This is a genomic window from Rhodanobacter sp. KK11 (genome assembly GCF_033345435.1).
Lineage (GTDB): Bacteria > Pseudomonadota > Gammaproteobacteria > Xanthomonadales > Rhodanobacteraceae > Rhodanobacter.
In genome coordinates this window covers 1,084,266-1,106,524 of sequence record NZ_JAWPMI010000001.1, presented here as the reverse complement: position 1 = coordinate 1,106,524, position 22,259 = coordinate 1,084,266, and the positions used below count along the sequence as shown (strand labels likewise).

Sequence of the window (22,259 nt, the reverse complement as noted above, 5' to 3'; positions counted from 1 at the left end):
GCTAGGACACGCGGTGAGCGAAGCCCACCCCACGGGCCTCCGGCCCCAGCCACAGCAGCAACGCCAGCAGCAGCGCCACCAGCGTCATCCACAGCGCCATGGCGAACGCAAAATCGCCACCATGCCGCTGCGCCAGCCAGGTTTGCGCAGTAGCGGTGATGGCCGCCAGCAGATTGCCCATCTGGTAGGCAAAGCCCGGCAAGGTGCCGCGCACCGCCGCCGGCGACAGCTCGTTCAGATGCGTCGGCACCACGCCCCAGGCGCCTTGCACCATCGCCTGGATCAGGAACGCGCCCAGCCCCAGCAGAACCAGCGAGCCGCCGTACATCCACAGCGGAATCGCCGGAATCGCCAGCAGCGCGGCGAGCATCATCGCCCGGCGCCGGCCGATCCGCTCCGACAGCGCGCCGAAGTACAGGCCACCGACCAGCGCCCCCAGGTTCAGCAGCGCCACCAGCACGAAGGCCGCCGCCGAGCCGGTGGGCAGGTGCAGGTTGACCTCCTCGAAGGTGTGGTACATGTCCTGCGAGCCGTGGCTGAACATGTTGAACGCCGTCATCAGCAGCATCAGGTAGATCGCCAGCTTCCAGTGCCCGCGCATGGCTTCCCGCAGGCCGGGTCGCCGCGCCGCCCGCGCGCCCTCCTGCCATACCGCCGACTCCGGTACCTTGCGGCGGATGTACAGCACCAGCAGCGCCGGCAGCGCGCCGACCACGAACAGGCCGCGCCAGCCGATGTGGTCGATCAGCAGCCAGTTCGCCAGCGCAGCGAGGAAGAAGCCGCACGGGTAGCCGCTCTGCAGCAGGCCCGACACCGCGCCACGTGCCTTTGCCGGAATCGACTCCATCGCCAGCGACGCGCCGATACCCCATTCGCCGCCCATCGCGACGCCGAACAGGAAGCGCAGCACCAGCAGCGCGCTCAGCGACGAGGCGAATGCCGTGGCGAACTCGAACAGCGAGAACAGCACCACATCCAGCATCAGGATCGGCCGTCGCCCGAAGCGGTCGGCCAGCCGCCCGAACAGCAGCGCGCCCAGCGGCCGCGCCGCCAGAGTCAGGAACAGCGCGTAGGTGATTTCGGCGGTGCCCACCTGGAACTCCCTCGCCACCGTGACGATGACGAAGGTCAGCAGGAAGTAGTCGAACGCATCCAGCGTCCAGCCCAGGAAACTGGCCAGCACCGTGTGCCGCTGGGTGGCATCGAGTTCACGCAAGGGGGCAAGCAGCGACATCGGTCTCTCCTCGAACGGGACGTCGCCCGCCGGCGCCGATGGTACTCGCGCGCAAACAGCTCCCGGCGAGGGGTATCCGGAGACTTTGCGCAGGCTCTAAGCTTCCTGCATGGCCTGAACCGGGATTCGGATGGACCACCGCAGCCGCCAGCGTATCGCCCAGCTGTACGACAGCCGCCTGCAGCGCGGCTACGTCCTCGGCAAGCTCGCCGGCGACCCGGTCTACGCCGCCACCGCCGCGCTGGTGGCCGGCACGGCGCTGCCGCTGCTCGACATTGGCTGCGGCATCGGCCTGCTCGGGCTGTACCTGCACGCGCAGGGCCATGCCCGCCCCTACCTCGGCGTGGACCACGACGCGCGCAAGATCGTCGCCGGGCAACTTGCCGTGCAGCGTGCCGGACTCGCGGCATCGATCAGCCTGCGCCATGCCGACGTATCCGAGCTGCCGCCGATGCACGGCCACGTCGCGCTGCTCGACGTGCTGCACTACCTGCCCGCCGAACGCCAGCCCGCCTTGCTGCGGGAGGCCGCCCGGCACCTGGCGCCCGAGGGCTGCCTGATCATCCGCAACGTGCTGCGCGAACCGAACTGGCGCTTTCAGGCCACCCGCGTCGAAGAATTTTTCCTGCGCAGCTCCGGCTGGATCCCCGGTGGTGCGCAGCATTATCCGACTGCCGGCGAACTGCGTGCGCCGCTGGAAGACGCCGGACTCGAGGTGCGCATCGAGCCGCTGCGCGGACGCACGCCGTTCAACAGCTACCTGGTCGTGGCGCGGCCGCATCGCTGAAGCGATTCCCGGCGCGGCGTTCAACCTCACGCCATGTCAACGCGCGCGGCGGCGGCGGATCGGCTATACTCGGCCACGCATTCGTCCCCCACGGGTGCTGCGGCGCCTCGCCGCCCCTTCCCCTCAGTCTGCAACACGGTATGAACACTCCGGGTTGCTCAGGAGTGTTCCATGTCTTTCGATTCGCTGGGCCTTGCGCCCGCGTTGCTGCGTGCGCTCGCCGATTACGGCTACGCACAGCCCACCCCGATCCAGGCCGCCGCGATTCCGCCCGCGCTGGAGGGCCACGACCTGCTCGCCGCCGCCCAGACCGGCACCGGCAAGACCGCGGCGTTCGCGCTGCCGCTGCTGCAGAAGCTCTCGACCAGCGGCCAGACCATGACCCGCCGCCCGCGCGCGCTGATCCTCACCCCCACCCGCGAGCTGGCTGCGCAGATCCACGAGAACATGCGCGACTACGGCAAGCACATCCACGTCAGCGCCACCACCATCTTCGGCGGCGTCGGCATGGGCCCGCAGATCAACGCGCTGCGCCGTGGCGTGGACATCGTCATCGCCACCCCCGGCCGCTTGATGGACCACATGCAGCAACGCACGCTGGACCTGTCCGCGGTGGAAACGCTGGTGCTGGACGAAGCCGACCGCATGCTCGACATGGGCTTCCTGCCGGCACTGAAGCGCATCCTGCAGGCGCTGCCGAAGAAGCGTCAGACCCTGCTGTTCTCGGCCACCTTCGCGCCGGCGATCAAGACGCTGGCGATGGAGTTCATGCACCACCCGCGCGAGATCTCAGTCTCGGCACCGAACACCGTGACCACCCTGGTCAGCCATCAGGTGCATCCGGTAGACGCCTCGCGCAAGCGCGACCTGCTGCTGCACGTGCTGTCGCAGGACAGCCGCCGCCAGAGCCTGGTGTTCAGCCGCACCAAGCACGGCGCCGACAAGCTGGTGACCTTCCTCAATGCGTCCGGCCTGCGCAGCGCCGCGATCCACGGCAACAAGAGCCAGAACGCGCGCACCCGTGCGCTCAGCGACTTCAAGAGCGGCCGCGTCACCGTGCTGGTGGCCACCGACATCGCCGCCCGCGGCATCGACATCGAACAGCTGCCGATCGTGATCAACTTCGACCTGCCGTCGGTGGCCGAGGACTATGTGCACCGGATCGGCCGTACCGGCCGTGCCGGCATGGAAGGCCTCGCACTGTCGCTGGTCAGCCACGACGAAAGCGGCCTGCTGCACGACATCCGCAAGCTGCTGAAGCAGGACATCGCGATCACGCCGGTGACCGGTTACGAGCCGTCCGCCCCGCTGCGGCTGGATGCCGGTGCGCCGCGTCCGAAGCAGGGCGGCGGCCAGCGCCAGCAGTCGCGCGCACCGCGTCAGGGCAAGCCTGCCGGCGCGGCGCGGCCGAACGGCTACACGCCGCAGGGCCGCGGCGATCACGCCGCCGGCCACCAGCGCCGCCGCTCGAACCACCGTCCGGCCGCCAAGGCCTGAGCCGGGCCAGGTGAAGTCGAATGCGGTGGCCTGACGGCCGCCGCATTCGTTTCGCCTCCGGCAAACCCGGGCGGGACCACCCACCCGTCACATCCACGTTCAGCCGGAACCGGCACGCGCGACTACCGACGCTGGTAGAATGGCTGGCCTGCGCGCCGCATTCCCGACGCTGCCTTCCCTGAGGTTCCCCCCATGTCGTCCCCCGCTCCCGACCACGCCCCGGTGTCGTCCGGCTTCGGCGCACTCGCGCTGCATCCCGACGTTCAGCGCGTGCTGGCCGACGTCGGCTACGAAGCGCCCTCGCCGATCCAGGCCGCCACCATCCCGCCGCTGCTGGAAGGCCGCGACGTGCTGGGCCAGGCACAGACCGGCACCGGCAAGACCGCCGCATTCGCCTTGCCGATCCTCTCGCGCATCGAGCGCAAGGCCGGCAAGCCGCAGGCGCTGGTGCTGGCTCCCACGCGCGAGCTGGCGATCCAGGTGGCCGAGGCGTTCCAGACCTATGCCGCGCACCTGCCAGGCTTCCAGGTGCTGCCGATCTACGGCGGCCAGAGCTACGGCCCGCAGCTGCATTCGCTCAAGCGCGGCGTGCACGTCGTGGTCGGCACACCCGGCCGCGTGATCGACCATCTGGACAAGGGCACGCTGGACCTTTCGGAGTTGAAGTTCCTGGTGCTCGACGAAGCCGACGAGATGCTGCGCATGGGCTTCATCGACGACGTCGAGAAGGTGCTGCAGGCTACCCCGCCCGGGCGCCAGGTCGCGCTGTTCTCGGCGACCATGCCCATGCCGATCCGCAAGATCGCGCAACGCCACCTGAAGGAGCCGGTCGAGGTCACCATCAAGTCCTCGACCACCACCGCGGCGAACATCCACCAGCGCTACTGGTTCGTCAGCGGCATGCACAAGCTGGATGCGCTGACCCGCATCCTCGAGGCCGAGCCGTTCGACGCGATGATCATCTTCGCGCGCACCAAGCAGGCCACCGAAGAACTGGCCGAGAAGCTGCAGGCGCGCGGCCTGGCCGCCGCCGCGATCAACGGCGACATCGCCCAGGCGCAGCGCGAGCGGGTGATCCAGCAGCTGAAGGACGGCAAGCTCGACATCCTGGTCGCCACCGACGTGGCCGCGCGCGGGCTGGACGTGGAACGCATCAGCCACGTGCTGAACTACGACATCCCGTACGACACCGAAAGCTACGTGCACCGCATCGGCCGCACCGGCCGCGCGGGGCGCAGCGGCGAGGCGATCCTGTTCGTCAGCCCGCGCGAGCGCGGCATGCTGCACGCGATCGAGCGCGCCACCCGGCAGCCGATCGAGCAGATGCAGCTGCCGTCGGTGGAGGTGGTCAACGACGTGCGCATCGGCAAGTTCAAGCAGCGCATCAGCGACATGCTGGCGCAGGGCGAGCTGGGCGAATTCCAGCAGCTGGTCGAACAGTACGAGCGCGAACACGACGTGCCGGCGATCGAGATCGCCGCCGCGCTGGCACGTATCGCCCAGGGCGACCAGCCGCTGCTGCTGGCGCCGCCGCCGAAGCGCGAGAGGCATGAGCCGGCCGCGCGCGAGCGCATGCCGCGTGAGCACAAGTCGCGTGCGCACGAGAACGCACCGCCGCGCGAGTCCGGCCAGCGTCCGCTGCGCGCGCACGCCACCGAGCAAGGCAAGCGCACCTACCGCATCGAGGTCGGCCACGAGCACGGCGTGAAACCGGGCAACATCATCGGCGCGATCGCCAACGAGGCCGGCCTGGACAGCCAGTTCATCGGCCGCCTCAGCATCCGCGACCACTACAGCCTGATCGACCTGCCCGACGGCATGCCGAAGGAAGTGTTCGAACACCTGAAGAAGGTGTGGGTGGTGCAGCAGCAGTTGCGCATCCACGAATGGGACGGCAGCGACGCCGGCACCAGCACGCCGCCCGCGCACAAGCCGGGCGGCTTCAGGAAGCCGGGCGGCTTCAAGCCGCGGCCCGGCGGCGCCAAACCGCCACGGCGCAAGTAACCGGCGGCAGCTCGATAAGCGGCGGCCCGACCGCGTAACATCCGCGGGTCGCCGCCCTGAAGCCGCCGCATGCCCAGCCCCATCGTCGAACATCCAGCGTCCCGCGGCGCCGAGCCGCGGCTCGACGGACTGGCGCCGGCCGCCATGGCGCACCTGCAGGCGGCGGCGCACGCCATCCGCGACGGCGCCGAAGATACCGCGCGGCAGGCGTTGGACGCGGCGCTCGCGCTGGCTCCGGCGCACCCGGAGCTGCTGCGCATGCTCGGCATCCTGCACGCCCGCGCGCAACGCCACGACGAAGCTTGCGCGGCCCTGCAGCAAGCTGTGGCGCAATGGCCGGATTACGCGCTGGCGCACGCCGACCTGGGCAACGCACAGCTCGCTGCCGGCGAAACCGCTGCGGCCTTCGCCAGCTGGCAGCGGGCCTGCGCACTGGCGCCACGCGCGCCGATGCCGTGGTTCAACCTTGGCCGCAACCTGCAATTGCAAGGCGACACCGCCGCGGCGATCGAGGCGCTTGAGCAGGCCCACGCCCTGGCACCGGATTTCCTGCCTGCACTGATCCTGCTCAGCGACGCGCTGGTGCACGCCGGCCGTTTCGACGAGGCAGGCACACGCTACCGTGCCGCACTGGCGCTGCATCCGGCCTGCGGCGACGCCTGGCGCGGGCTGGCCAACATCAAGACGCGGCCCCTGCCGGACGCCGACCGCGAACGCCTGGCGACGGCGCTGCGCCAGCCGGGGCTGCATGCCACCGACCGCATCGCGATGGGTTTCGCGCTGGGCAAGGTGTGCGAGGACCAGGGCCGTTACGAACAGGCGTTCGCCGCGCTGAGCCAGGCCAACGCCGAGCTGCGCCAGCTTCATCCCTGGAACGCCGGCGCCTTCCGCGCCCACGCCGAGGCCATCGCCGCCGCCTCGGCCCGCCTGCCGCCGCCGGCGAACCCGCAGTTGGGTCGCGAGGTCATCTTCATCGTCGGCCTGCCGCGTTCCGGCTCCACCCTGTTCGAGCAGATCCTCGCCGCGCATCCGGAGGTCGAGGGCGCCAGCGAACTGCCGGAGCTGGAGCAGGTGCTTGGCGAGGAGTCCGCCCGTCGACGCCAGCCGCTGCCGCAGTGGATCGCCGCAGCGACGGCCGACGACTGGCAGCGACTGGGCCGGCGCTACCTGGCACTCACCGCACGCTGGCGCCGGCACAAGCCACGGCACACCGACAAGCTGCCGTCGAACTGGCTGCTGGCCGGCGTGCTGGGCGCGATGCTGCCCGGCGCACGCATCGTCGACGCCCGACGCGACGCGCTGGAAGCGGGCTGGTCCTGCTACAAGCAGCAGTTCTACCGGCTGCCGCACTTCGCCTGCACGCTGACCGACATTGCCGCCTATATCCGCGACTACGAGCGGATCATGGACGCGTGGCAGGCGGCCAAGCCGCAGCGCATTCGCACCCAGCGCTACGAGGCGCTGCTGGCCGACCCCGAGCGCGAGATCCGCGCGCTGCTGGCGTTCTGCAGCCTGCCGTTCGACTCCGCCTGCCTCGACTATCACCACGCAAAGCGCAGCGTGCGCACTGCCAGCGCGGCGCAGGTGCGCCAGCCGCTGCAGCGTGATACCGCCCGCGCCAGCCGCTACGGCGCCCTGCTCGATCCGCTGCGCTTCGGCCTCGGCCTGCCGACGATCGGCTGAGCGCGGCGGCCGTGCTGCGACGGCGCCGACGGGTTCTCCTGGCGACGAATGACCGCCGCTCCGAGCGGGCTCGCCGCGCCGCGGGATCAGGCGCTCTGCGGCAGCGGCGGCTCGCCGGCGTCGAACGGGTCGAGCCAGTCCTCCGGCGTCAGCACCGGCAGGCCATGGGCCAGCCGCGCCTTGTCGCACTGCGGGCTGGCCGTGCCGAACTCCCACGACGGCTGCACCTCGCGGCACACCGACGGCCGCTGCGGGTAGATGCCGCAGTGCGCCGCTTCGCCCACCGTGCCCTGCAGGGCCACGCAGCGCGGCCGCGCTGCATTGGTGCCGCGCATCGCCACGCGGTGCGGGTCCAGTTTTTCGGTCAGCTCCGGCGGCACGTTGCCACCGAGGAAGGCTTCCGTTTCCGACCAGTGGAATGCCACGCGAAAGAACGCGCAGCAGGCACCGCAACGCAGGCAGGGATGTTCCATCGAAGCGACCGGGGGCGCCCCGAGGCGCACAGGAGGCGAATTCTAGAGCAGCGAATATCCATTGCGCAGCAGGCAAGCAGGAGCTACCCCACCCTGCCCTCCCCTGCGATGCAGGGGAGGAGATCGGGAAAGCCGGCAACCGCTGTGCGGCTGCCGGCTCGATTGCTTATGGCTCGCCGGCGAAGGTGTTGCACCGGGCGACGTCGCCGCCCTCGAAGCCGGCCTTGAACCACTTCACCCGCTGCGCCGAGGTGCCGTGGGTGAAGGTGTCCGGCCGCACCCGCCCCTGCGCCTGCTGCTGCAAGGCGTCGTCGCCGATGTGGCTGGCCGCATTGAGCGCCGACTCGATGTCGCCCGGCTGCAGCCAGTCCAGCTCCTGCTGGCTGTGGTTCGCCCACACGCCGGCGTAGCAGTCCGCCTGCAGTTCCTGCCGCACCGACAGGCCGTCGGCGCCGTCCATCGGCGCGCCGCGGCGACGCGCTTCCTCGACCTTGTCGAACACGCCGGTCAGCTTCTGCACGTGATGGCCGACTTCGTGCGCGATCACGTAGGCGCGGGCGAAGTCGCCGGAGGAATGCAGCTCGTCCTGCAGTTGCTGGAAGAACGCCAGGTCCAGGTACACCTTCTGGTCGCCCGGACAGTAGAACGGCCCCACCGCCGCGCTGGCACCGCCGCAGGCGGTGTCCACGCCGCCGCTGAACAGATGCAGCTTGGGCTCGACGTAGGTCGCACCGTGCGCCTGGAAGATCTGCCCCCAGCTCTGCTCGGTCGAATGCAGGATCGCGCTGACGAAGGCCTGCTGCTCGGGGTCGACCTGTACCGGCTGCCCGCTCTGCGTCGAGGCGCCCGGCAGGGGGCCGCTCTGGTCCAGCAGTGCCAGCGGGTTCTTGAAGAAGATCCAGCCCAGCAACGCCAGCACGATCAGGCCGCCCAGGCCCATCCGTCCGCCGCCGCCGAAGCGCGGGCCACCGCCACCGCCGCCGCTGTCGATCTCCACGTTGCTGCTGCTGCCGCCTTTTCGCCAATCCACAGGACCACCTCGTCGACTGCTGCATGCGCCCCGGCGTCGCGAGGCGACGATAGCGCGTCGACCGGCATCACGCCACGGCGCGCGCAGCCGCTAAAGTGGGGCAACCCTTCGCGAGGATTCCAGCATGACCCACCTGCCTGCCCTGGTCACCCTGCTCACCGTGCTGCTGCTGTTCGGCACCATGTGGGCCGTCGGCCACGCCCGCGGCAAGTACGCCATCAAGGCGCCGGCCACCAGCGGGCACCCCGCGTTCGAACGCGCCTACCGGGTGCAGATGAACACGCTGGAGAGCACGGTGATGTTCCTGCCCACGTTGTGGCTGGCGGCGAACTACGGCTTCAGCGGCTGGGCCGGGTTGGCCGGACTGGTCTGGGTCGTCGGCCGGGTGTGGTACGCGCTGGCCTACCTGAAGGATCCCGCCAGGCGAGGCCCCGGCTATATGGTCGGCATGTCCGGCTGGGCTGCATTGCTGGTGCTGGCCGGCATCGGCGTCAGCCGGGCTTTGCTGGCCGGCTGAACATTCAGCCCAGCAAGCCGGGAGCGACTGCACTCAGCACCCACACGCGATGCGGCACCGCCATCGGCTCGGCCGCATGGCGGAACGCCAGCATGTCGGCCAGTTCGGCGTCGAAGCGCTGCACCTTCGCCGCATCCAGCGTGGCGCCGATGCCGGCACTGGCGCGAATGCGGCCGCGCCAGTCGGCGTGGGTGTACGGCACGTCCAGGTCGAACGACCAGGTGCGCAGGTCGGCGAAGCCGGCCTCGGCCACGTCCTTCAGCCACGCCGGATACAGGCCGCTGCTGCTGTGCAGCGTCCAGCCCGGGTTGTAGGCGAGGATCAGCCGCTCGGTGTCCTGCACCATGTTGCCGGCCAACGGTACCCAGTCGAAGTGCGCGATCAGCAGGCGCCCGCCCGGTCGCAGCCACTTGCGTACCAGCGCCGCCGTGCGCGGCCGGTCGAACCAGTGCCAGCACTGGCCGGCGGTGATCACGTCGAACGAGGCCGCGGCGAATTCGGCGTTCTCCACCCGCGCGCGCACCTGTTTCACCTGCACGCCGGCGACCCGGTCCAGCTCCGCGGCCTGCGCCAGCAGCGGTGCGGAATGGTCCAGCCCGGTCACCTCGCAACCGCGCACGGCCAGGCCGCGGGCGACCGTGCCGGTGCCGGTACCCAGGTCGAGTACCACGTCGCCGCGGTGCACGCTGCCGTCGTCGAACAGGCGCTCGAAGAACGCCTCCGGAAACCCGGCCCGATGGCGTGCGTAATCGCTGGCAGTCCTGCCGAAATCGGTGGCCATCGACACTCCCCTGTGATCGTGTGGGGTCGATGTTACCGGGACGGCCATGCGCTGCAAGCGGCGACGCCCTGCCGACCGGCACGGTTGCACGGCCGGGCCGCGAGACACTAGCTTGGAGGCGCGCGTCGCGCCGTCCGCCCCCGACGCAAGGTACCGCATGGAAATCCGCAGCTCCGAGATTCCCCCACGCCAGCCTCCGGGCGCATTGCCTGCGCCGAAGGCAGGCCACCTTGCGCCCGGCCTGCGCGCCGCCGCGGGCATCATCGCCACCTACTTCGCGCTGCAGTTCGCCGTCAGCACCCTGTTCGCGCTGGCGATTGCGGCGATGGCCTTCCCCGATGCCGGACCAGGCATCGAAGAAGCGATCCGAGCAATGCTGGCGCAGCCGGCGATGCAGGCGCTGCTGGCGATCTTCTCGCTCGGCGTGGCCGCGCCGCTGACCCTGTGGCTGGCACGCCGCAGCTGGCCCGTGCTGTGGTCGCTGGCGCAACCGCCGGGTTTCGGCTTCACGCCGCCGCGCCGCCCCCTGTTCTTCGCGCTGGCGCTGGCCGTCGGGCTGGCGGCGCCCTTCCTGGGCGCCGTGCTGACCCAGTGGCTGGCCCAGGACCACACGGTGACCCAAGGCATCCGGCAGATCGGCGACAACACTCCGCCGGGCCTGCGTGTCCCGCTGGTGCTGGTGGTGGTGGGCGTGGGGCCGTTGGCGGAAGAACTGCTGTTCCGCGGCGTGCTGCTCTCGGCCCTGATGAAGCGCATGCACACCGGCTGGGCGGTGGCCGGCAGTTCGCTGCTGTTCGCGCTGGTGCACCTGCCGGGGCTGGCCTACCAGTGGTACGCGCTGCCGAATCTGCTGTTGCTGGCGTTGCTGCTGGCCGGGCTGCGGCTGCGTTCGGGTTCGATCTGGCCGGCGGTGCTGGCGCATGGCGTCAACAATCTGCTGGCCACCGCCGCCTGGTTCATGGCGGTCAATCCGCCGGGCTGATCCCGCCGGCGCGCAGCAGCCGCGCGGTCTCGAACAGCGGCAGGCCCATCACGCCGGAGTAGCTGCCGTCGAGGTGCGCGACCATCGCCGCGCCGCGGCCCTGGATGGCGTATCCGCCGGCCTTGCCGAACGGCTCGCCGGTGGCGACGTAGGCGGCAATGGCCGGCTCGTCCAGCACCGCGAAGCGCACCTGCGACACGCAGACTTCGCACTGCTCGCCGCTCGTGCCGACCAGCCACACCGCCGAAATCACCGCATGCGTGCGGCCCGACAGCCGGCGCAGCATCGCCGCCGCGTCGGCGGCATCGCGCGGCTTGCCGAACACTTCGTCGTCCAGCACCACCTCGGTATCCGCGCCGAGCACCAGCGCCGCGCCCGCGCCTGCCAGCGCGGCGAGGCCGGCACGCGCCTTGTCGCGCGCCACCCGGCTCACGTAGTCGCGTGGCGATTCGCCTGACCTGCGTTGCTCGGGCACGTCGACGTCGAGCACGGCGAAATCCACGCCGAGCTGTTCCAGCAACTGGCGCCGACGCGGCGACTGCGAGGCGAGATAAAGCGTCGGGTTCACAAAGTCAGGCTGTATTCGCAGAACTGGTAATCGCGCTGCCAGCCCAGGGATTCGTACAGCGCCTGCGCCGGTGCGTTGTCCAGCGCGGTGGACAGCGACAGGCTGGCCGCACCCAGCGCGTGCGCATGCTCCGCCGCCGCCTTCAGCAGCGCGGAGGCCACGCCCTGGCGCCGCGCCGTCGCGGCCACGAACAAGTCGTTGAGCAGCCAGGTCCGCACGGTGCGCACCGAGGAGAACAGCGGATACAGCTGGGTGAAGCCGAGCCCGGCGCCATGTTCGTCCCGTGCCAGCAGGATCAGCGACTCATGATGGCGGAAACGCTCCGCCAGGAAATCCCGCGCCCGCGCCAGGTCAGCCGGCTGCCGGTAGAACTGGCGGTAGCTGTCGAACAACGGCGCCAGCGTGTCGAGGTCGAGGATTGTGGCTTGGCGGATCTGGAAGGACATGGCGGATGGCTCCGTGGGGCGTCAGGCGCGATGGTAGGGATGGCCGGCCACGATCGTGGTGGCGCGATACAGCTGCTCGGCCAGCACCAGCCGCACCAGCATGTGCGGCAGGGTCAGCGGGCCCAGCGACCAGCGCTGGTCGGCGCGCGCCAGCACCTCGGGCGCATGGCCGTCCGGGCCGCCAACCAGGAACGCCAGGTCGCGCCCGGCCATGCGCCACTTCGCCAGCTGTCCGGCCAGTTCCTCGCTGGACCAGGGCCTGCCGCGGCCATCCAGCGCGACCACGTGGCAATCGTGCGGCAATGCCGCGAGGATCGCCACGCCCTCGTCCTGGATCGCCCGCGCATCGTCGCGGCCCTTGCCGCGGTTGCCCGGCTTTAGCTCGATCAGCTCCAGCGGCAACTCGTGCGACAGCCGCTTGCGGTATTCGGCGAAGCCTTCCGCCACCCAGCCGGGCATGCGTTCACCGACCGCGATCAGGCGCGCGCGCATCCCGTGGGTTCGACTCAACCGGCTTGCGCGGCGTCGATTTCGTGCCCGTGGTCTCCCACCGTCCACAGCCGTTCCAGGCCATAGAACTCGCGGATGCGCGGCAGCATCACGTGGACGATCACGTCGCCCAGATCGACCAGCACCCACTCGCCTTCCGTCTCGCCTTCCACGCCCAGCGGCATCACGCCCGCCTTCTTGGCGAACTTGCCCACTTCGTCGGCGATGGATTTGACGTGGCGTGCCGAAGTGCCCGAGGCAATCACCAGCAGGTCGGCGATGGAGGTCTTGCCGCGAACGTCGATCTCGCGCACGTCCTTGGCCTTCAGTTCTTCGAGCGCGTCGATGACCGACTTGCGCAGGGCGGCCGTGGTGACGGCCTTGTGGGTACGGGCTGTGCTCAAGAGGATGGGCCTCGATGCGGGATCGCAGCGCGAAATGGCGCGGGCGCAGTATAACCGCCCGGCAGCAACGCCACGTCAAGGCGCCGGCCGGCCCGAAGCGCGGTCACTCAATGCGCCAGCGAGCGCCTGGCCAGCCGGTATTCGTGCATCAGCCGCGCCACCAGTTCGGCGGCCGGTTGCGGGCGCACCAGGGCGGCGGCCTGGCCGCACCATTCGGACAGCAGGTCGCCGCGCCCGGCCGCGGCGGCGGCACGCCGCAACGGCGCGGTGAGCGCGTTCAGCACCGGATACGGCAGGCCCGCGGCCGCCTGCGGCATGGCCTCGACGAAACGGTTGCGCAGGCCGCGCGCCGCGCGCCCGGAGAAGCCGCGGATGGTGGTGACCCGGTGTTCCTCGGCCCGCGGCAGGTCGCGCTTCCACGCCTCGGCCGCGGAGCACTCCGGGCAGGCGAGGAAGGCGGTGCCGAGCTGGCTGGCGGCCGCGCCGAGCACCTCGGCCGCCAGCATGCCGCGGCCATCCATGATGCCGCCGGCGGCGATCAGCGGGATGTCCACCGCGCGCGCCGCCAGCGGCAGCAGCGCGAACAGGCCGATCATCGCGTCCTCGGCCTCGTGCAGGAAGCTGCCGCGATGGCCGCCGGCCTCGGCGCCCTGCATCGACACCGCGTCGGCGCCGGCATCCGCCCAAGCGCGCGCTTCGGCCACCGTGGTGGCGGTGCCGATCACGCGGATGTCGCGCCGGCGCAGCTCGCGCATCTGCGCCGGCGCGATCACGCCGAAGGCGAAAATCGCCGCCGCCGGGCGCGCCTCGCACAGCGCGGCGAACTGCTCGGAGAAACGCGGCGCCCAGCGCGGCGGCAGACTGGTGCGCACGTCGAGGCCTTCGCGTGCCATCAGCGCATCGAGCTGCTCGCGCGCCTTCGCCACCGCCGCCATGTCGGCTTCGAACTCGTCCGGCAGCACGAACAGACCGATCGCATGCGGGCGGTCGCCAAGCGCGCGGATCTGCGCCGCCTGGTCGAGGATCGCCTGCGCTTCGAGATAGCCGGCGCCGAGCGAACCCAGCGCGCCCGCGTTCGATACGGCGGCGACCAGCGCCGGCGGGGTCGAGCCGGACATCGGAGCCTGGATCAGCGGATGTTCGATGCCGAGCCGGCTGGCGAACGACGGGGCCATGCGTGGTGTCCTGCGGCAGTGGGTAGCTGGAGTATCCGCCACTGCCGCGCAAGGCAGAAGCCGCCGACAGGTCCGCCTGTCGGCGGCGATCGCTCAGCCGCCGGATTTCATGGCGTCGCCTTTCATGACGTCACCCTTCATCGTAGCCTTCTTCATCATCGCATCATGCTTCATGGCGTCGTGCTTCATGGCGTCCTTTTTCATCGCGCCATGCTTCATGCCATCGTGCTTCATGGATGTTTTCTGCATGGCCTCGTGCGCCATCGCCGTGCCGGAGCCGGCCGCCATCGTGTCCTGCGCAAATGCGGATGCGGTAGCGAGGCCGCAGGCCATGGCGGCGGCGAGCAGAGTGGCAAGTCGTGCGTTCATCGGAAGGTCCTCGAGAGAAAGGGAAAGAGACGGCCACGCCGCCCCTCTCTTCCTTCGTCGCCTACCGACCGCCGGTTACCTGGCGCGGCTCAGCCACCCTGCCCGGCCACGATGTTCACCGTGATCGCGATGATGAACACGTTGAAGAAGAACGCGATCACGCTGTGCAGCAGCACCACGCGGCGCAGGTACTTGCTGGTGATCTGCACGTCGGAAACCTGGAAGGTCATGCCGATCACGATCGAGAAGTAGGCGAAATCCCAGTAGTCCGGTTCGGGCGTGTCGGGAAATTCCAGGCCGGCATGCTTTTCGCCGAAATCGCCGTAGTAGCCGTGGGCGTAGTGGACCGCGAACATCACGTTGAGGAACAGCCAGCTGAGCACCACGCTCAGCACGCCGACCGCGAGTTCCGGCAGGCCGCCGCCCCTGGCCGCATGCAGCTCGTTGCCCAGCGCCGCCAGTACCACTGCCGACAGCAGCACGCCGCCCCACAGCACACCCCAGCGCCCGGTATCCAGCGCCTGCGCCTGGCGGCGCATGTGGCTCGGCGTGGCCTGGTTGAACAATCGCGCGAAGACGCCCAGGAACACCACTGCGGCCAGGTCGAAACCCAGCAGCACCGCATTGGCCGGGCGCAGGCCGGCATGCAGCAGCAGCGCCATCGCCAGCAGGAAGATGAGCAGCGACAGCAGCGTCCACCGGCGGCCCTTCACGAAGCGCCATGGCCGCCAGCCGCGCCGCTGCGGCGCACCTTCGCCCGGGCGCTGCGCTGATTCGTCCATGCATGTCTCCGCGTCAGGGTTTCAGCAGGTCGTGGTACGCCGGGTGCCGCTGCACCCACGCGGCAGCATACGAGCAGGCCGGCACCACCTGCCAGCCCTCGGCACGCGCCGTCGCCAGCGCCTGCTGCACCAGGGCGGCGGCAATCCCGCGCCCGCCCACCGCGGCCGGCACTTCGGTGCGGGTGATCGTCATCACGCCGCTGGCCAGGGTGTAGTCGAGCAGGCACGACACGCCGTCCACGCGGGTTTCGAAGCGATGGGCGGCGCGGTCGTGGCGGATGGCGAACGGCATGGGGGCTCCGGATGGCAAGGCCACCGGCAAGCATACGACCCGCCCGGGGCAACCGGACGTGAAGCGATGGCGCCGCCACGTTCGCGCCAGCTGCATGCCGCGCCGGGCATCGTGGGCGCCTGCCTGTCACCACCCACGGGAGAATCCCATGAAACGATCCGCATCCGCACATTGGTCCGGCGGCATCATGGATGGCCAGGGCATCATGTCGACCGATACCGGCGTGCTGCGCGACTCGCCCTATGGCTTCAAATCGCGCTTCGAGGACGGCCCCGGCACCAATCCGGAGGAGCTGATCGCGGCGGCCCACGCCGGCTGCTACTCGATGGCGCTGTCGCTGGGGCTGGGCAAGGCCGGCTTCACCGCCGACGGCATCGACACCAAGGCGACGGTCACCCTGCTCAAGGACGGCGACGGTTTCAGCATCACCGCGGTGGAACTGACCTGCCGGGCCAAGGTGCCGCGCATCGACGCGGCCACGTTCGACAGCATCGCGCAAGCGACCAAGCTGGCCTGCCCGGTGTCCAAGCTGCTGAAGGCCACGATCACGCTGGATGCCCGGCTGGAAGGCTGACTCAGGCGGCAGCCTCCGCACGGCGCGCCGGGGCGGCGGCCCGGCGGCGCTGGCGCACCGCCTGCGCCAGCCGCTGCAGCACCTGCACCGAGCTGTCCCAGTCGAGGCAGCCGTCGGTGATGCTCTGGCCGTAGCGCAGCGGCTGGCCCGGCTGCAGTTCCTGGCGGCCGCCGAACAGGTGACTTTCCACCATCACGCCGAGGATGCGCCGCTCGCCGGCGGCGATCCGCGCGGCGAGATCCTCGGCCACCCGCGGCTGGTTCTCCGGGTTCTTGCCGCTGTTGGCGTGGCTGGCGTCGATCATCACCCGATCAATCAGACCGGCCTTGCCGATCGCCGCGCACGCGGCCTCGACACTGGCCGCATCGTAGTTCGGCGCCTTGCCGCCGCGCAGGATCACGTGGCAGTCGCCATTGCCGCTGGTGGTGGCCACCGCCGCCTGACCGTCCTTGGTCACCGCCATGAAATGGTGCGGCTGCGACGCGGCCTGCACCGCGTCCACCGCGATCTTCACGTTGCCGTCGGTGCCGTTCTTGAAGCCGACCGGGCAGGACAGCCCCGAGGCCAGCTCGCGGTGCACCTGGCTCTCGGTGGTGCGCGCGCCGATCGCGCCCCACGCCACCAGGTCGGCGATGTACTGCGGCGTGATCATGTCGAGGAATTCGCAGCCGGCCGGCACGCCCAGCGCGTTGATGTCACGCAGCAAGCCACGGGCGATGCGCAGGCCCTTGTCGATGCGGAAGCTGCCGTCGAGGTCGGGGTCGTTGATCAGCCCCTTCCAGCCCACCGTGGTGCGCGGCTTCTCGAAGTACACGCGCATCACGAGCTCCAGCGCATCGCCCAGCTCGCGGCGCAGCGGCGCCAGCCGCGTGGCGTATTCCAGCGCGGCGCGGGGGTCGTGGATCGAGCACGGCCCGATCACCACCGCGAGACGGTCGTCGCTGCCGGCGAGGATGCCGTGCAACGCCCGCCGCGAGGCATCGACGGTGGCCATCGCCGCGTCGGTGGCGGCGCAGTCGCGCATCACCTCGGCTGGCGTGCTGAGGCGGGTGATGGTGCGGATGCGCAGGTCGTCGGTGGGGTTCATGGCAGCTCTCCTGGAAGTTTTTCAGGTGGCGGCCATAAAAAAACCGCCTTGGGGGGCGGTTCGGTGTGGTTGTGTCGATCAGTTCAAAATGATCGCGCCCGCGCCGCCGCCGTTGGCTTCGGATAGCCATAAAACCAGAAATACAGGCGGGTGGCGGCGGAGGACATGACGCCATTGATAACACAATGGACGTCCAAATCAAACTCCGCGATGTGCAGACGATAGACTTCACCCATGCCTTCGCCCCTCGACCTGCTGACCCGGCCCGCCCGTGAACCGATCCGCCGCTGGGTGCTCAAGGCCTTTCCGCGCACCGACAGCGGCAGTCTCGACTATGACCATCCACACGGCGATCCGGGCCTGTTCGGGCCGCTCAGCGCGACCTGGCGCGTGCACGCGGACTTTCCCGGCATGCTGGCCGGCGGCCTTGCCGCGCTGACCCTGCAGACGCTGCACCCGCTGGCACTGGCCGGTGTGTGGGACCACTCCAACTTCCGCGGCGACCTGCTCGGCCGGCTGCGCCGCACCACCGCCTTCGTCGGTGGCACCACCTACGCACCGCGCGCGCAGGCCGAGGCGCTGATCGCGCACGTGCGGCAGATCCACGACCACATCGCCGGCCACGGCGAAGACGGACGCCCCTACAGCGCCAACGACCCCGACCTGCTGACCTGGGTGCACGTCAGCGAGGCGTACTGCTTCCTGCAGGGCTACCGCCGCTACGGCCACATCGCGCTGCCGGAAGGCGCAGCCGACCGCTACTACGACGAGGTGCGGCGGATCGCCGAGGCGCTGGGCGCGCGCGACGTGCCCGCCTGCGAGCGCGAAGTGGCCGACTACTTCCGGCGTATCCGGCCCGAGCTGGCGTACACCGAACGCTCGCGCGTGGTGCTCGGCCTGCTGGCGCAGGTGCGCCTGCCGGTGCCGGCGGCCGGACTATCGCGCGACCTGTTCCTGTTCGCCGGCCATGCCCTGCTGCCGGAGTGGGCCGTGGCGATGCTGCGCCACACACCATGGCAGCGGCGCCAGGCGCGGCTGGCGGCGCACGCGCTGTGGTCGATCGCGCCGGTGTTCCGCGCCGCCCTGCGGGACGGCATCGCCAGCCGCGCCTGCCGGCGCATGGATGTGGCGCCGGAGCAGCTGCGGTGCTGGGCGCAGCTGAGCGCCGTCCAGCGGCATTGACAGTCCCGTCCCATCGGCTAACGTCGTGCGACAGCGTCAGTCGAGGACTTCCGTGGCCACCCTCATTCCGACCCGCAACAGCTGCCTGCCGCGCATGACCGGCGGCGAGAAGCGCGTTTCCGAGCGGCTCGAACAGAAGCTCGAGGACGACTACCTGCTGTGGTACGACGTGCCGGTCGGACTGAAGCAGCGCCACCCGGATTTCGTGGTGTTCCACCCGCGCCGCGGCCTGCTGGTGCTGGAAGTGAAGGACTGGAAGGCCGACACCCTCCGCCACGCCGACAGCACCCAGTTCACCCTGGTCACCGAGCGCGGCCTGGTGAAGGAGGCCAACCCGCTGCTGCAGGCGCGCGCCTACGCGCTGGAGATCGGCGTGGTGCTGGAGCGCGACCCGGCGTTGCGCCATCCGGAAGGCTCGCGTTACGCCGGCAAGCTGATCATGCCGTGGGGCTGGGGCGTGGTGCTGGCCAACATCACCCGCAAGCAGTTCGACGAGGGCGGCTTGGGCGAAGTGCTGCCCGGGCACCTGGTGATCTGCCGCGACGAGCTGTACGAGACGGTCGACGCCGAGGCTTTCCAGCAGCGGCTGTGGGCGATGTTCCCGCAGGTGTATCCGGTGGCGCTCACCCTGCCGCAGATCGATCGCGTGCGCTGGCACCTGTTCCCCGAATTGCGGGTGGAGGCCGGCAGCGGCCAGTTCGGCCTGTTCGGCCCCACCGACGAAGCGGTGCGCCCGCTGGAGATCCCGGACCTGGTCAAGGTGATGGACGCCCAGCAGGAACAGCTCGCCCGCTCGATCGGCGGCGAGCACCGGATCATCCACGGCGTGGCCGGCTCCGGCAAGACGATGATCCTGGGCTTCCGCGCCATGCAGCTGGCGCGCGAGATGGGCAAGCCGATCCTGGTGCTCTGCTACAACAAGACGCTGGCGGCGCGGCTGGAGCAGCTGATCGGCGAGCGCGGCCTGAGTGAAAAAGTGCAGGTCTACAACTTCCACAAGTGGTGCCGCAAGATGCTGGTGGCCTACCACGAGCCGCTGCCGCCAGGCAGCGGCAAGGCCTTCATCGAGGCGCTGCCGCCGGCGGTGATCGCCGGCGTGGATCGCGGCCGCATTCCGCGCGCCCAGTACGGCGCGGTACTGGTCGACGAAGGCCACGACTTCGAGCCGGACTGGTACAAGCTGATCGTGCAGATGATCGACCCGGCCACCAACTCGCTGCTGGTGCTGTACGACGATGCGCAGAACATCTACGGCAACCCGAACCGCCGCAGGATCAGCTGGAAGAGCCTCGGCGTGCAGGCGCAGGGCCGCACCACCATCCTCAAGCTCAACTACCGCAACACGCTGGAAATCCTCTCGGTCGCGCGCACCTTCGCGCAGGACCTGCTCGCCTCGCGCAGCGACGACGCCGACGGCGACGGCGTGCCGCTGGTCGCGCCGGAAAGCGCCGGCCGCCGCGGCGCGGTGCCCGAACTGGTGCGCACCGACACCGCCCGCGCACAGATGGACGTGCTGATCGCGCGGCTGCGCGACGAGCACGCGCGCGGACGTGCGTATTCCGACATGGCGGTGATCTACCGCAACCAGTGGGAAGGCGAAAAACTGCACGAGGTGCTGCGCGACCTGGGCATCCCCAGCCGGCTCGCCGACAACACCGGCAAGCAGACCCTGTTCGCGGCCGAGGACAGCGTCAAGCTGGTCACCATGCACTCCAGCAAGGGGCTGGAGTTCCCGTTCGTGATCATCCCCGGCATCGGCGGCCTGCCCAAGGAAGGCCAGGGCGAAGCCGAGGAGGCGCGCCTGCTCTACGTCGCCATGACCCGCGCCACCGAACACCTGCTGCTGATCCACCACCTCGACTCGGTGTTCTCCAAGCGCATCCGCGATTCGATCAACGAGGTGCAGGGGCAACTCGATGATGTCTGAGTTGGGGTTCGCCCGGCTGGCCACGACATCGGCAGGCTAAATTCTCGCACTACCCCCACGCCATTGAACGGGAATCCGCCATACCCGCAACGACGCGCACATCCGCTACATCCGCGACACCAACCACGGCTTGATCCGTACCGAGAAGTCTACGCGCGCCGCGGCAGCCACCTCGGTCACGTGTTCCCCGACGGCCCGCCGCCGACCGGCGAACGCCATTGCCTGAACTCGGTGCCCCGCCGCTCACTGAAAATGGCGAGACATTACCGGACTTGCTTCAACGCGGCACCCGAAGGCCTGCCGGATAGCGCCGATGCTTCTTTGGATCTTCGTGAACTCGAGTGGATGATTCAAGAAGATCCGAACAAGATGGCGCGAAGCAAACACAAAGCGATCTAAGCTGGTGGCTTCCAGCCTAATATTTCAGGCAGAGTGAATGAGTCACAGACCATAGCCATCGCGCTTATCTCCTCAGCGTCGGCCGTGGCCTTGAGGCTATAGTTATCCGTATCATCGACGCCAATCAAGAGCGCTTTCCCATCAGCAAGGTTGCTGAAAATCACCCCGTGAAGAGCGGTTCCTGCGGATATTGCCGTCTCCGGAATTTGTGCCAATGGACCGCTTTCCTCGAGCACTTTCTCAAAGCCCTCTGGCACTTCACTGGGCTTGGCAGGCCGTGTCCATTCCGTCTTGAGAAGGAAGGCTACTTGAGAAAACGGCAGGATGGCACCGGCGCGATCAAGGCCTTCTGGGGCAGTCGCAAGTTGCTTTATGGATAGGCCGTAAACTTCGAATTTAAACTCAACATCAAAATAATCCCAAGCCAGCATTAGACATTGGCCGTCTTCTTGGGGCACATATAAACTTCCCCACATCGGATTTCTGTCGCGATCTACAAAATATGGGCCAGGCTCAATAGTGGAAAGGCACTTGAGACTTAGATCATCCGGCAAGAAGCTCTTCCATATTTTCATGATGTAGGCTTCAGCTCGTCGGGGATGGGGGTGTCATCAGGGAAATGGATGATTTCCGGTGGCTTTGTCCCGTTGGCGGGAATGTCAATTCTCGGTCCAGCCTCCCCTCCAGTCCTGACTGAAACACCATTGGGAGATGTGCTTCTTCCCTTGTTATCGGGCGTGCTTATAGCACCGCCAGTGAGACCTTTCACGGTATCGGCGAATTTGTCGGAAGGCAGGGACGTGCCTATGGCCTTACCGCCATTCTTGCCTGTGGCACGAGGCTCATCACCAATGATGCCAGTTGGAAGTGCCGGTGCCACGGGAACGTGCCCATCAGACCCTTTAGCACTACCTTGCGTTTGCTGTATGTGCGGCTGGTTGCTTGTAATTGCATTTTGAACCAGCCTGGTGAGAATGATTGCTCCAACATGGGTATGATCTACCAAGGCTTCGAGCACTGAGTGCGATTCAATCGTACAAGAGTTGGCATCGCAAGTAACACTTTTCCCATCAGGATCTATTCGATTAATGGGGTTGTTATTTGCATACGCCTGCCGATTAAAGTTAAACAAATCTCCCGGTTTTGGGGCGATGGGGTCAACGCTCAAAAAACGGCCAGCCGCAGGGTCGTAATATCGAGCCTGCATGTATACGAGACCAGTGTCTGGATCATTGACATGCCCGGTGTAACCTGGGCCGTTTGGCACAGAACCTAGTGCGACACTACCAAAAGGTGCATAGTCATAGGTTGCAGTGATGTTGCCATTCTCATCTGCTTCCGCCAGAGGCGTTCCCTGCGGATCTGTGTAGATGTACGTGACTTTTCCAGGCTGCGCGTGAGCAAGGCTCACGCATAGCAATAGCATCGCCCAAGTTCGGTGAATGAGTCCCTTTTTCATCGTACTGTCCCCTATGATCCCAACCCATACTCTCGTGACGGGAGGAATCGGGCAAGAGAAATTTTGCATAGCCCACGAGTTTTATGGCGGGCATCATCAGATCGTGCCTAGACACTCG

General features: G+C 68.7%; 25 protein-coding genes and 1 pseudogene. 10 read left to right on the top strand and 16 right to left on the bottom strand.

What is annotated here, in order from left to right:
- Position 1: 1 nt before the first annotated feature.
- A complete protein-coding gene (locus tag R5H19_RS04890) occupies positions 2-1,234 on the bottom strand; it encodes an MFS transporter (protein WP_318157828.1) in 1,233 nt (410 codons plus the stop codon).
- Between the two features lie 130 nt (positions 1,235-1,364).
- On the opposite strand from R5H19_RS04890, the gene R5H19_RS04885 reads away from it, so the two are divergent.
- From R5H19_RS04885 to R5H19_RS04870, 4 genes are all read left to right on the top strand, one after another.
- On the top strand, positions 1,365-2,021 hold the full coding sequence (locus R5H19_RS04885; RefSeq protein ID WP_318157827.1) for a class I SAM-dependent methyltransferase: 657 nt from the start codon (positions 1,365-1,367) through the stop codon (positions 2,019-2,021).
- Positions 2,022-2,192: 171 nt separating this feature from the next.
- Complete coding sequence (locus tag R5H19_RS04880; RefSeq protein ID WP_318157826.1) at positions 2,193-3,518, top strand: DEAD/DEAH box helicase; 1,326 nt, start codon at positions 2,193-2,195, stop codon at positions 3,516-3,518.
- Between the two features lie 192 nt (positions 3,519-3,710).
- Entirely contained in the window at positions 3,711-5,522 is a 1,812-nt protein-coding gene (locus R5H19_RS04875; RefSeq protein ID WP_318157825.1) for a DEAD/DEAH box helicase, read from the top strand.
- A 69-nt stretch (positions 5,523-5,591) separates the two neighbouring features.
- The gene (locus tag R5H19_RS04870) at positions 5,592-7,205 is read left to right on the top strand and encodes a sulfotransferase (protein ID WP_318157824.1); all 1,614 of its coding nucleotides are present in this window, start codon (positions 5,592-5,594) and stop codon (positions 7,203-7,205) included.
- Between the two features lie 86 nt (positions 7,206-7,291).
- Here R5H19_RS04870 and R5H19_RS04865 read toward each other — a convergent pair whose 3' ends face one another.
- Both R5H19_RS04865 and R5H19_RS04860 read right to left on the bottom strand, forming a co-directional pair.
- Positions 7,292-7,678, bottom strand: coding sequence for a YkgJ family cysteine cluster protein (locus R5H19_RS04865; RefSeq protein ID WP_318157823.1), 387 nt, complete (start codon positions 7,676-7,678; stop codon positions 7,292-7,294).
- A 166-nt stretch (positions 7,679-7,844) separates the two neighbouring features.
- On the bottom strand, positions 7,845-8,708 hold the full coding sequence (locus R5H19_RS04860) for a neutral zinc metallopeptidase (protein WP_318157822.1): 864 nt from the start codon (positions 8,706-8,708) through the stop codon (positions 7,845-7,847).
- Positions 8,709-8,832: 124 nt separating this feature from the next.
- On the opposite strand from R5H19_RS04860, the gene R5H19_RS04855 reads away from it, so the two are divergent.
- The gene (locus tag R5H19_RS04855; protein ID WP_318157821.1) at positions 8,833-9,225 is read left to right on the top strand and encodes an MAPEG family protein; all 393 of its coding nucleotides are present in this window, start codon (positions 8,833-8,835) and stop codon (positions 9,223-9,225) included.
- Between the two features lie 4 nt (positions 9,226-9,229).
- Here the strand turns inward: R5H19_RS04855 and R5H19_RS04850 are convergent, their stop codons facing one another.
- A complete protein-coding gene (locus tag R5H19_RS04850; RefSeq protein ID WP_318157820.1) occupies positions 9,230-10,006 on the bottom strand; it encodes a class I SAM-dependent methyltransferase in 777 nt (258 codons plus the stop codon).
- 157 nt (positions 10,007-10,163) lie between these two features.
- On the opposite strand from R5H19_RS04850, the gene R5H19_RS04845 reads away from it, so the two are divergent.
- Positions 10,164-10,988, top strand: a complete 825-nt coding sequence (locus R5H19_RS04845; RefSeq protein WP_318157819.1) for a CPBP family intramembrane glutamic endopeptidase — start codon at positions 10,164-10,166, stop codon at positions 10,986-10,988.
- Here the strand turns inward: R5H19_RS04845 and R5H19_RS04840 are convergent.
- The 8 genes from R5H19_RS04840 to R5H19_RS04805 all read right to left on the bottom strand — a co-directional run bounded on the left by R5H19_RS04840 (position 10,972) and on the right by R5H19_RS04805 (position 15,513).
- A complete protein-coding gene (locus R5H19_RS04840) occupies positions 10,972-11,556 on the bottom strand; it encodes a Maf family protein (protein ID WP_318157818.1) in 585 nt (194 codons plus the stop codon). The two genes, R5H19_RS04845 and R5H19_RS04840, sit on opposite strands and share 17 nt — an antisense overlap.
- Entirely contained in the window at positions 11,553-12,002 is a 450-nt protein-coding gene (locus R5H19_RS04835) for a GNAT family N-acetyltransferase (protein WP_318157817.1), read from the bottom strand. Before R5H19_RS04835 ends, R5H19_RS04840 begins: the two co-directional genes overlap by 4 nt.
- Positions 12,003-12,023: 21 nt before the next feature.
- A complete protein-coding gene (gene rlmH, locus R5H19_RS04830; protein ID WP_318157816.1) occupies positions 12,024-12,494 on the bottom strand; it encodes a 23S rRNA (pseudouridine(1915)-N(3))-methyltransferase RlmH in 471 nt (156 codons plus the stop codon).
- Positions 12,495-12,508: 14 nt separating this feature from the next.
- Entirely contained in the window at positions 12,509-12,895 is a 387-nt protein-coding gene (gene rsfS, locus R5H19_RS04825; protein ID WP_318157815.1) for a ribosome silencing factor, read from the bottom strand.
- A 107-nt stretch (positions 12,896-13,002) separates the two neighbouring features.
- On the bottom strand, positions 13,003-14,070 hold the full coding sequence (locus R5H19_RS04820; RefSeq protein ID WP_318157814.1) for a nitronate monooxygenase: 1,068 nt from the start codon (positions 14,068-14,070) through the stop codon (positions 13,003-13,005).
- A 93-nt stretch (positions 14,071-14,163) separates the two neighbouring features.
- The gene (locus tag R5H19_RS04815; protein ID WP_318157813.1) at positions 14,164-14,439 is read right to left on the bottom strand and encodes a pentapeptide MXKDX repeat protein; all 276 of its coding nucleotides are present in this window, start codon (positions 14,437-14,439) and stop codon (positions 14,164-14,166) included.
- A gap of 89 nt (positions 14,440-14,528) precedes the next feature.
- Positions 14,529-15,221 carry a DUF1345 domain-containing protein gene (locus tag R5H19_RS04810; protein WP_318157812.1) on the bottom strand — a complete coding sequence of 231 codons (693 nt, stop codon included), beginning with the start codon at positions 15,219-15,221 and terminating at the stop codon, positions 14,529-14,531.
- 13 nt (positions 15,222-15,234) lie between these two features.
- Complete coding sequence (locus R5H19_RS04805) at positions 15,235-15,513, bottom strand: GNAT family N-acetyltransferase (RefSeq protein ID WP_318157811.1); 279 nt, start codon at positions 15,511-15,513, stop codon at positions 15,235-15,237.
- Positions 15,514-15,661: 148 nt separating this feature from the next.
- Between R5H19_RS04805 and R5H19_RS04800 the strand changes: the two genes are divergently transcribed.
- Positions 15,662-16,087 (top strand): OsmC family protein, encoded by a 426-nt coding sequence (locus R5H19_RS04800; RefSeq protein ID WP_318157810.1) that lies wholly within the window; start codon positions 15,662-15,664, stop codon positions 16,085-16,087.
- Between the two features lies 1 nt (position 16,088).
- Here R5H19_RS04800 and R5H19_RS04795 read toward each other — a convergent pair whose 3' ends face one another.
- Positions 16,089-17,174, bottom strand: a complete 1,086-nt coding sequence (locus R5H19_RS04795) for a 3-deoxy-7-phosphoheptulonate synthase (protein WP_318157809.1) — start codon at positions 17,172-17,174, stop codon at positions 16,089-16,091.
- 83 nt (positions 17,175-17,257) lie between these two features.
- Positions 17,258-17,410: a hypothetical protein gene (locus R5H19_RS04790; RefSeq protein WP_318157808.1), complete on the bottom strand. Its 153-nt coding sequence runs from the start codon at positions 17,408-17,410 to the stop codon at positions 17,258-17,260.
- On the opposite strand from R5H19_RS04790, the gene R5H19_RS04785 reads away from it, so the two are divergent.
- The 3 genes and pseudogenes from R5H19_RS04785 to R5H19_RS04775 form a co-directional block, all read left to right on the top strand.
- The gene (locus R5H19_RS04785; protein ID WP_318157807.1) at positions 17,409-18,356 is read left to right on the top strand and encodes an oxygenase MpaB family protein; all 948 of its coding nucleotides are present in this window, start codon (positions 17,409-17,411) and stop codon (positions 18,354-18,356) included. The two genes, R5H19_RS04790 and R5H19_RS04785, sit on opposite strands and share 2 nt — an antisense overlap.
- Before the next feature lie 94 nt (positions 18,357-18,450).
- Complete coding sequence (locus R5H19_RS04780) at positions 18,451-20,283, top strand: 3'-5' exonuclease (RefSeq protein ID WP_318158157.1); 1,833 nt, start codon at positions 18,451-18,453, stop codon at positions 20,281-20,283.
- A gap of 88 nt (positions 20,284-20,371) precedes the next feature.
- Positions 20,372-20,591 (top strand): annotated as a pseudogene (locus tag R5H19_RS04775) (peptide-methionine (R)-S-oxide reductase); the annotation flags it as partial.
- Between the two features lie 87 nt (positions 20,592-20,678).
- On the opposite strand, the gene R5H19_RS04770 reads toward R5H19_RS04775, so the two are convergent.
- The gene (locus R5H19_RS04770; protein ID WP_318157806.1) at positions 20,679-21,257 is read right to left on the bottom strand and encodes a hypothetical protein; all 579 of its coding nucleotides are present in this window, start codon (positions 21,255-21,257) and stop codon (positions 20,679-20,681) included.
- Entirely contained in the window at positions 21,254-22,141 is an 888-nt protein-coding gene (locus R5H19_RS04765) for an RHS repeat-associated core domain-containing protein (RefSeq protein ID WP_318157805.1), read from the bottom strand. Before R5H19_RS04765 ends, R5H19_RS04770 begins: the two co-directional genes overlap by 4 nt.
- Positions 22,142-22,259 lie beyond the last annotated feature (118 nt).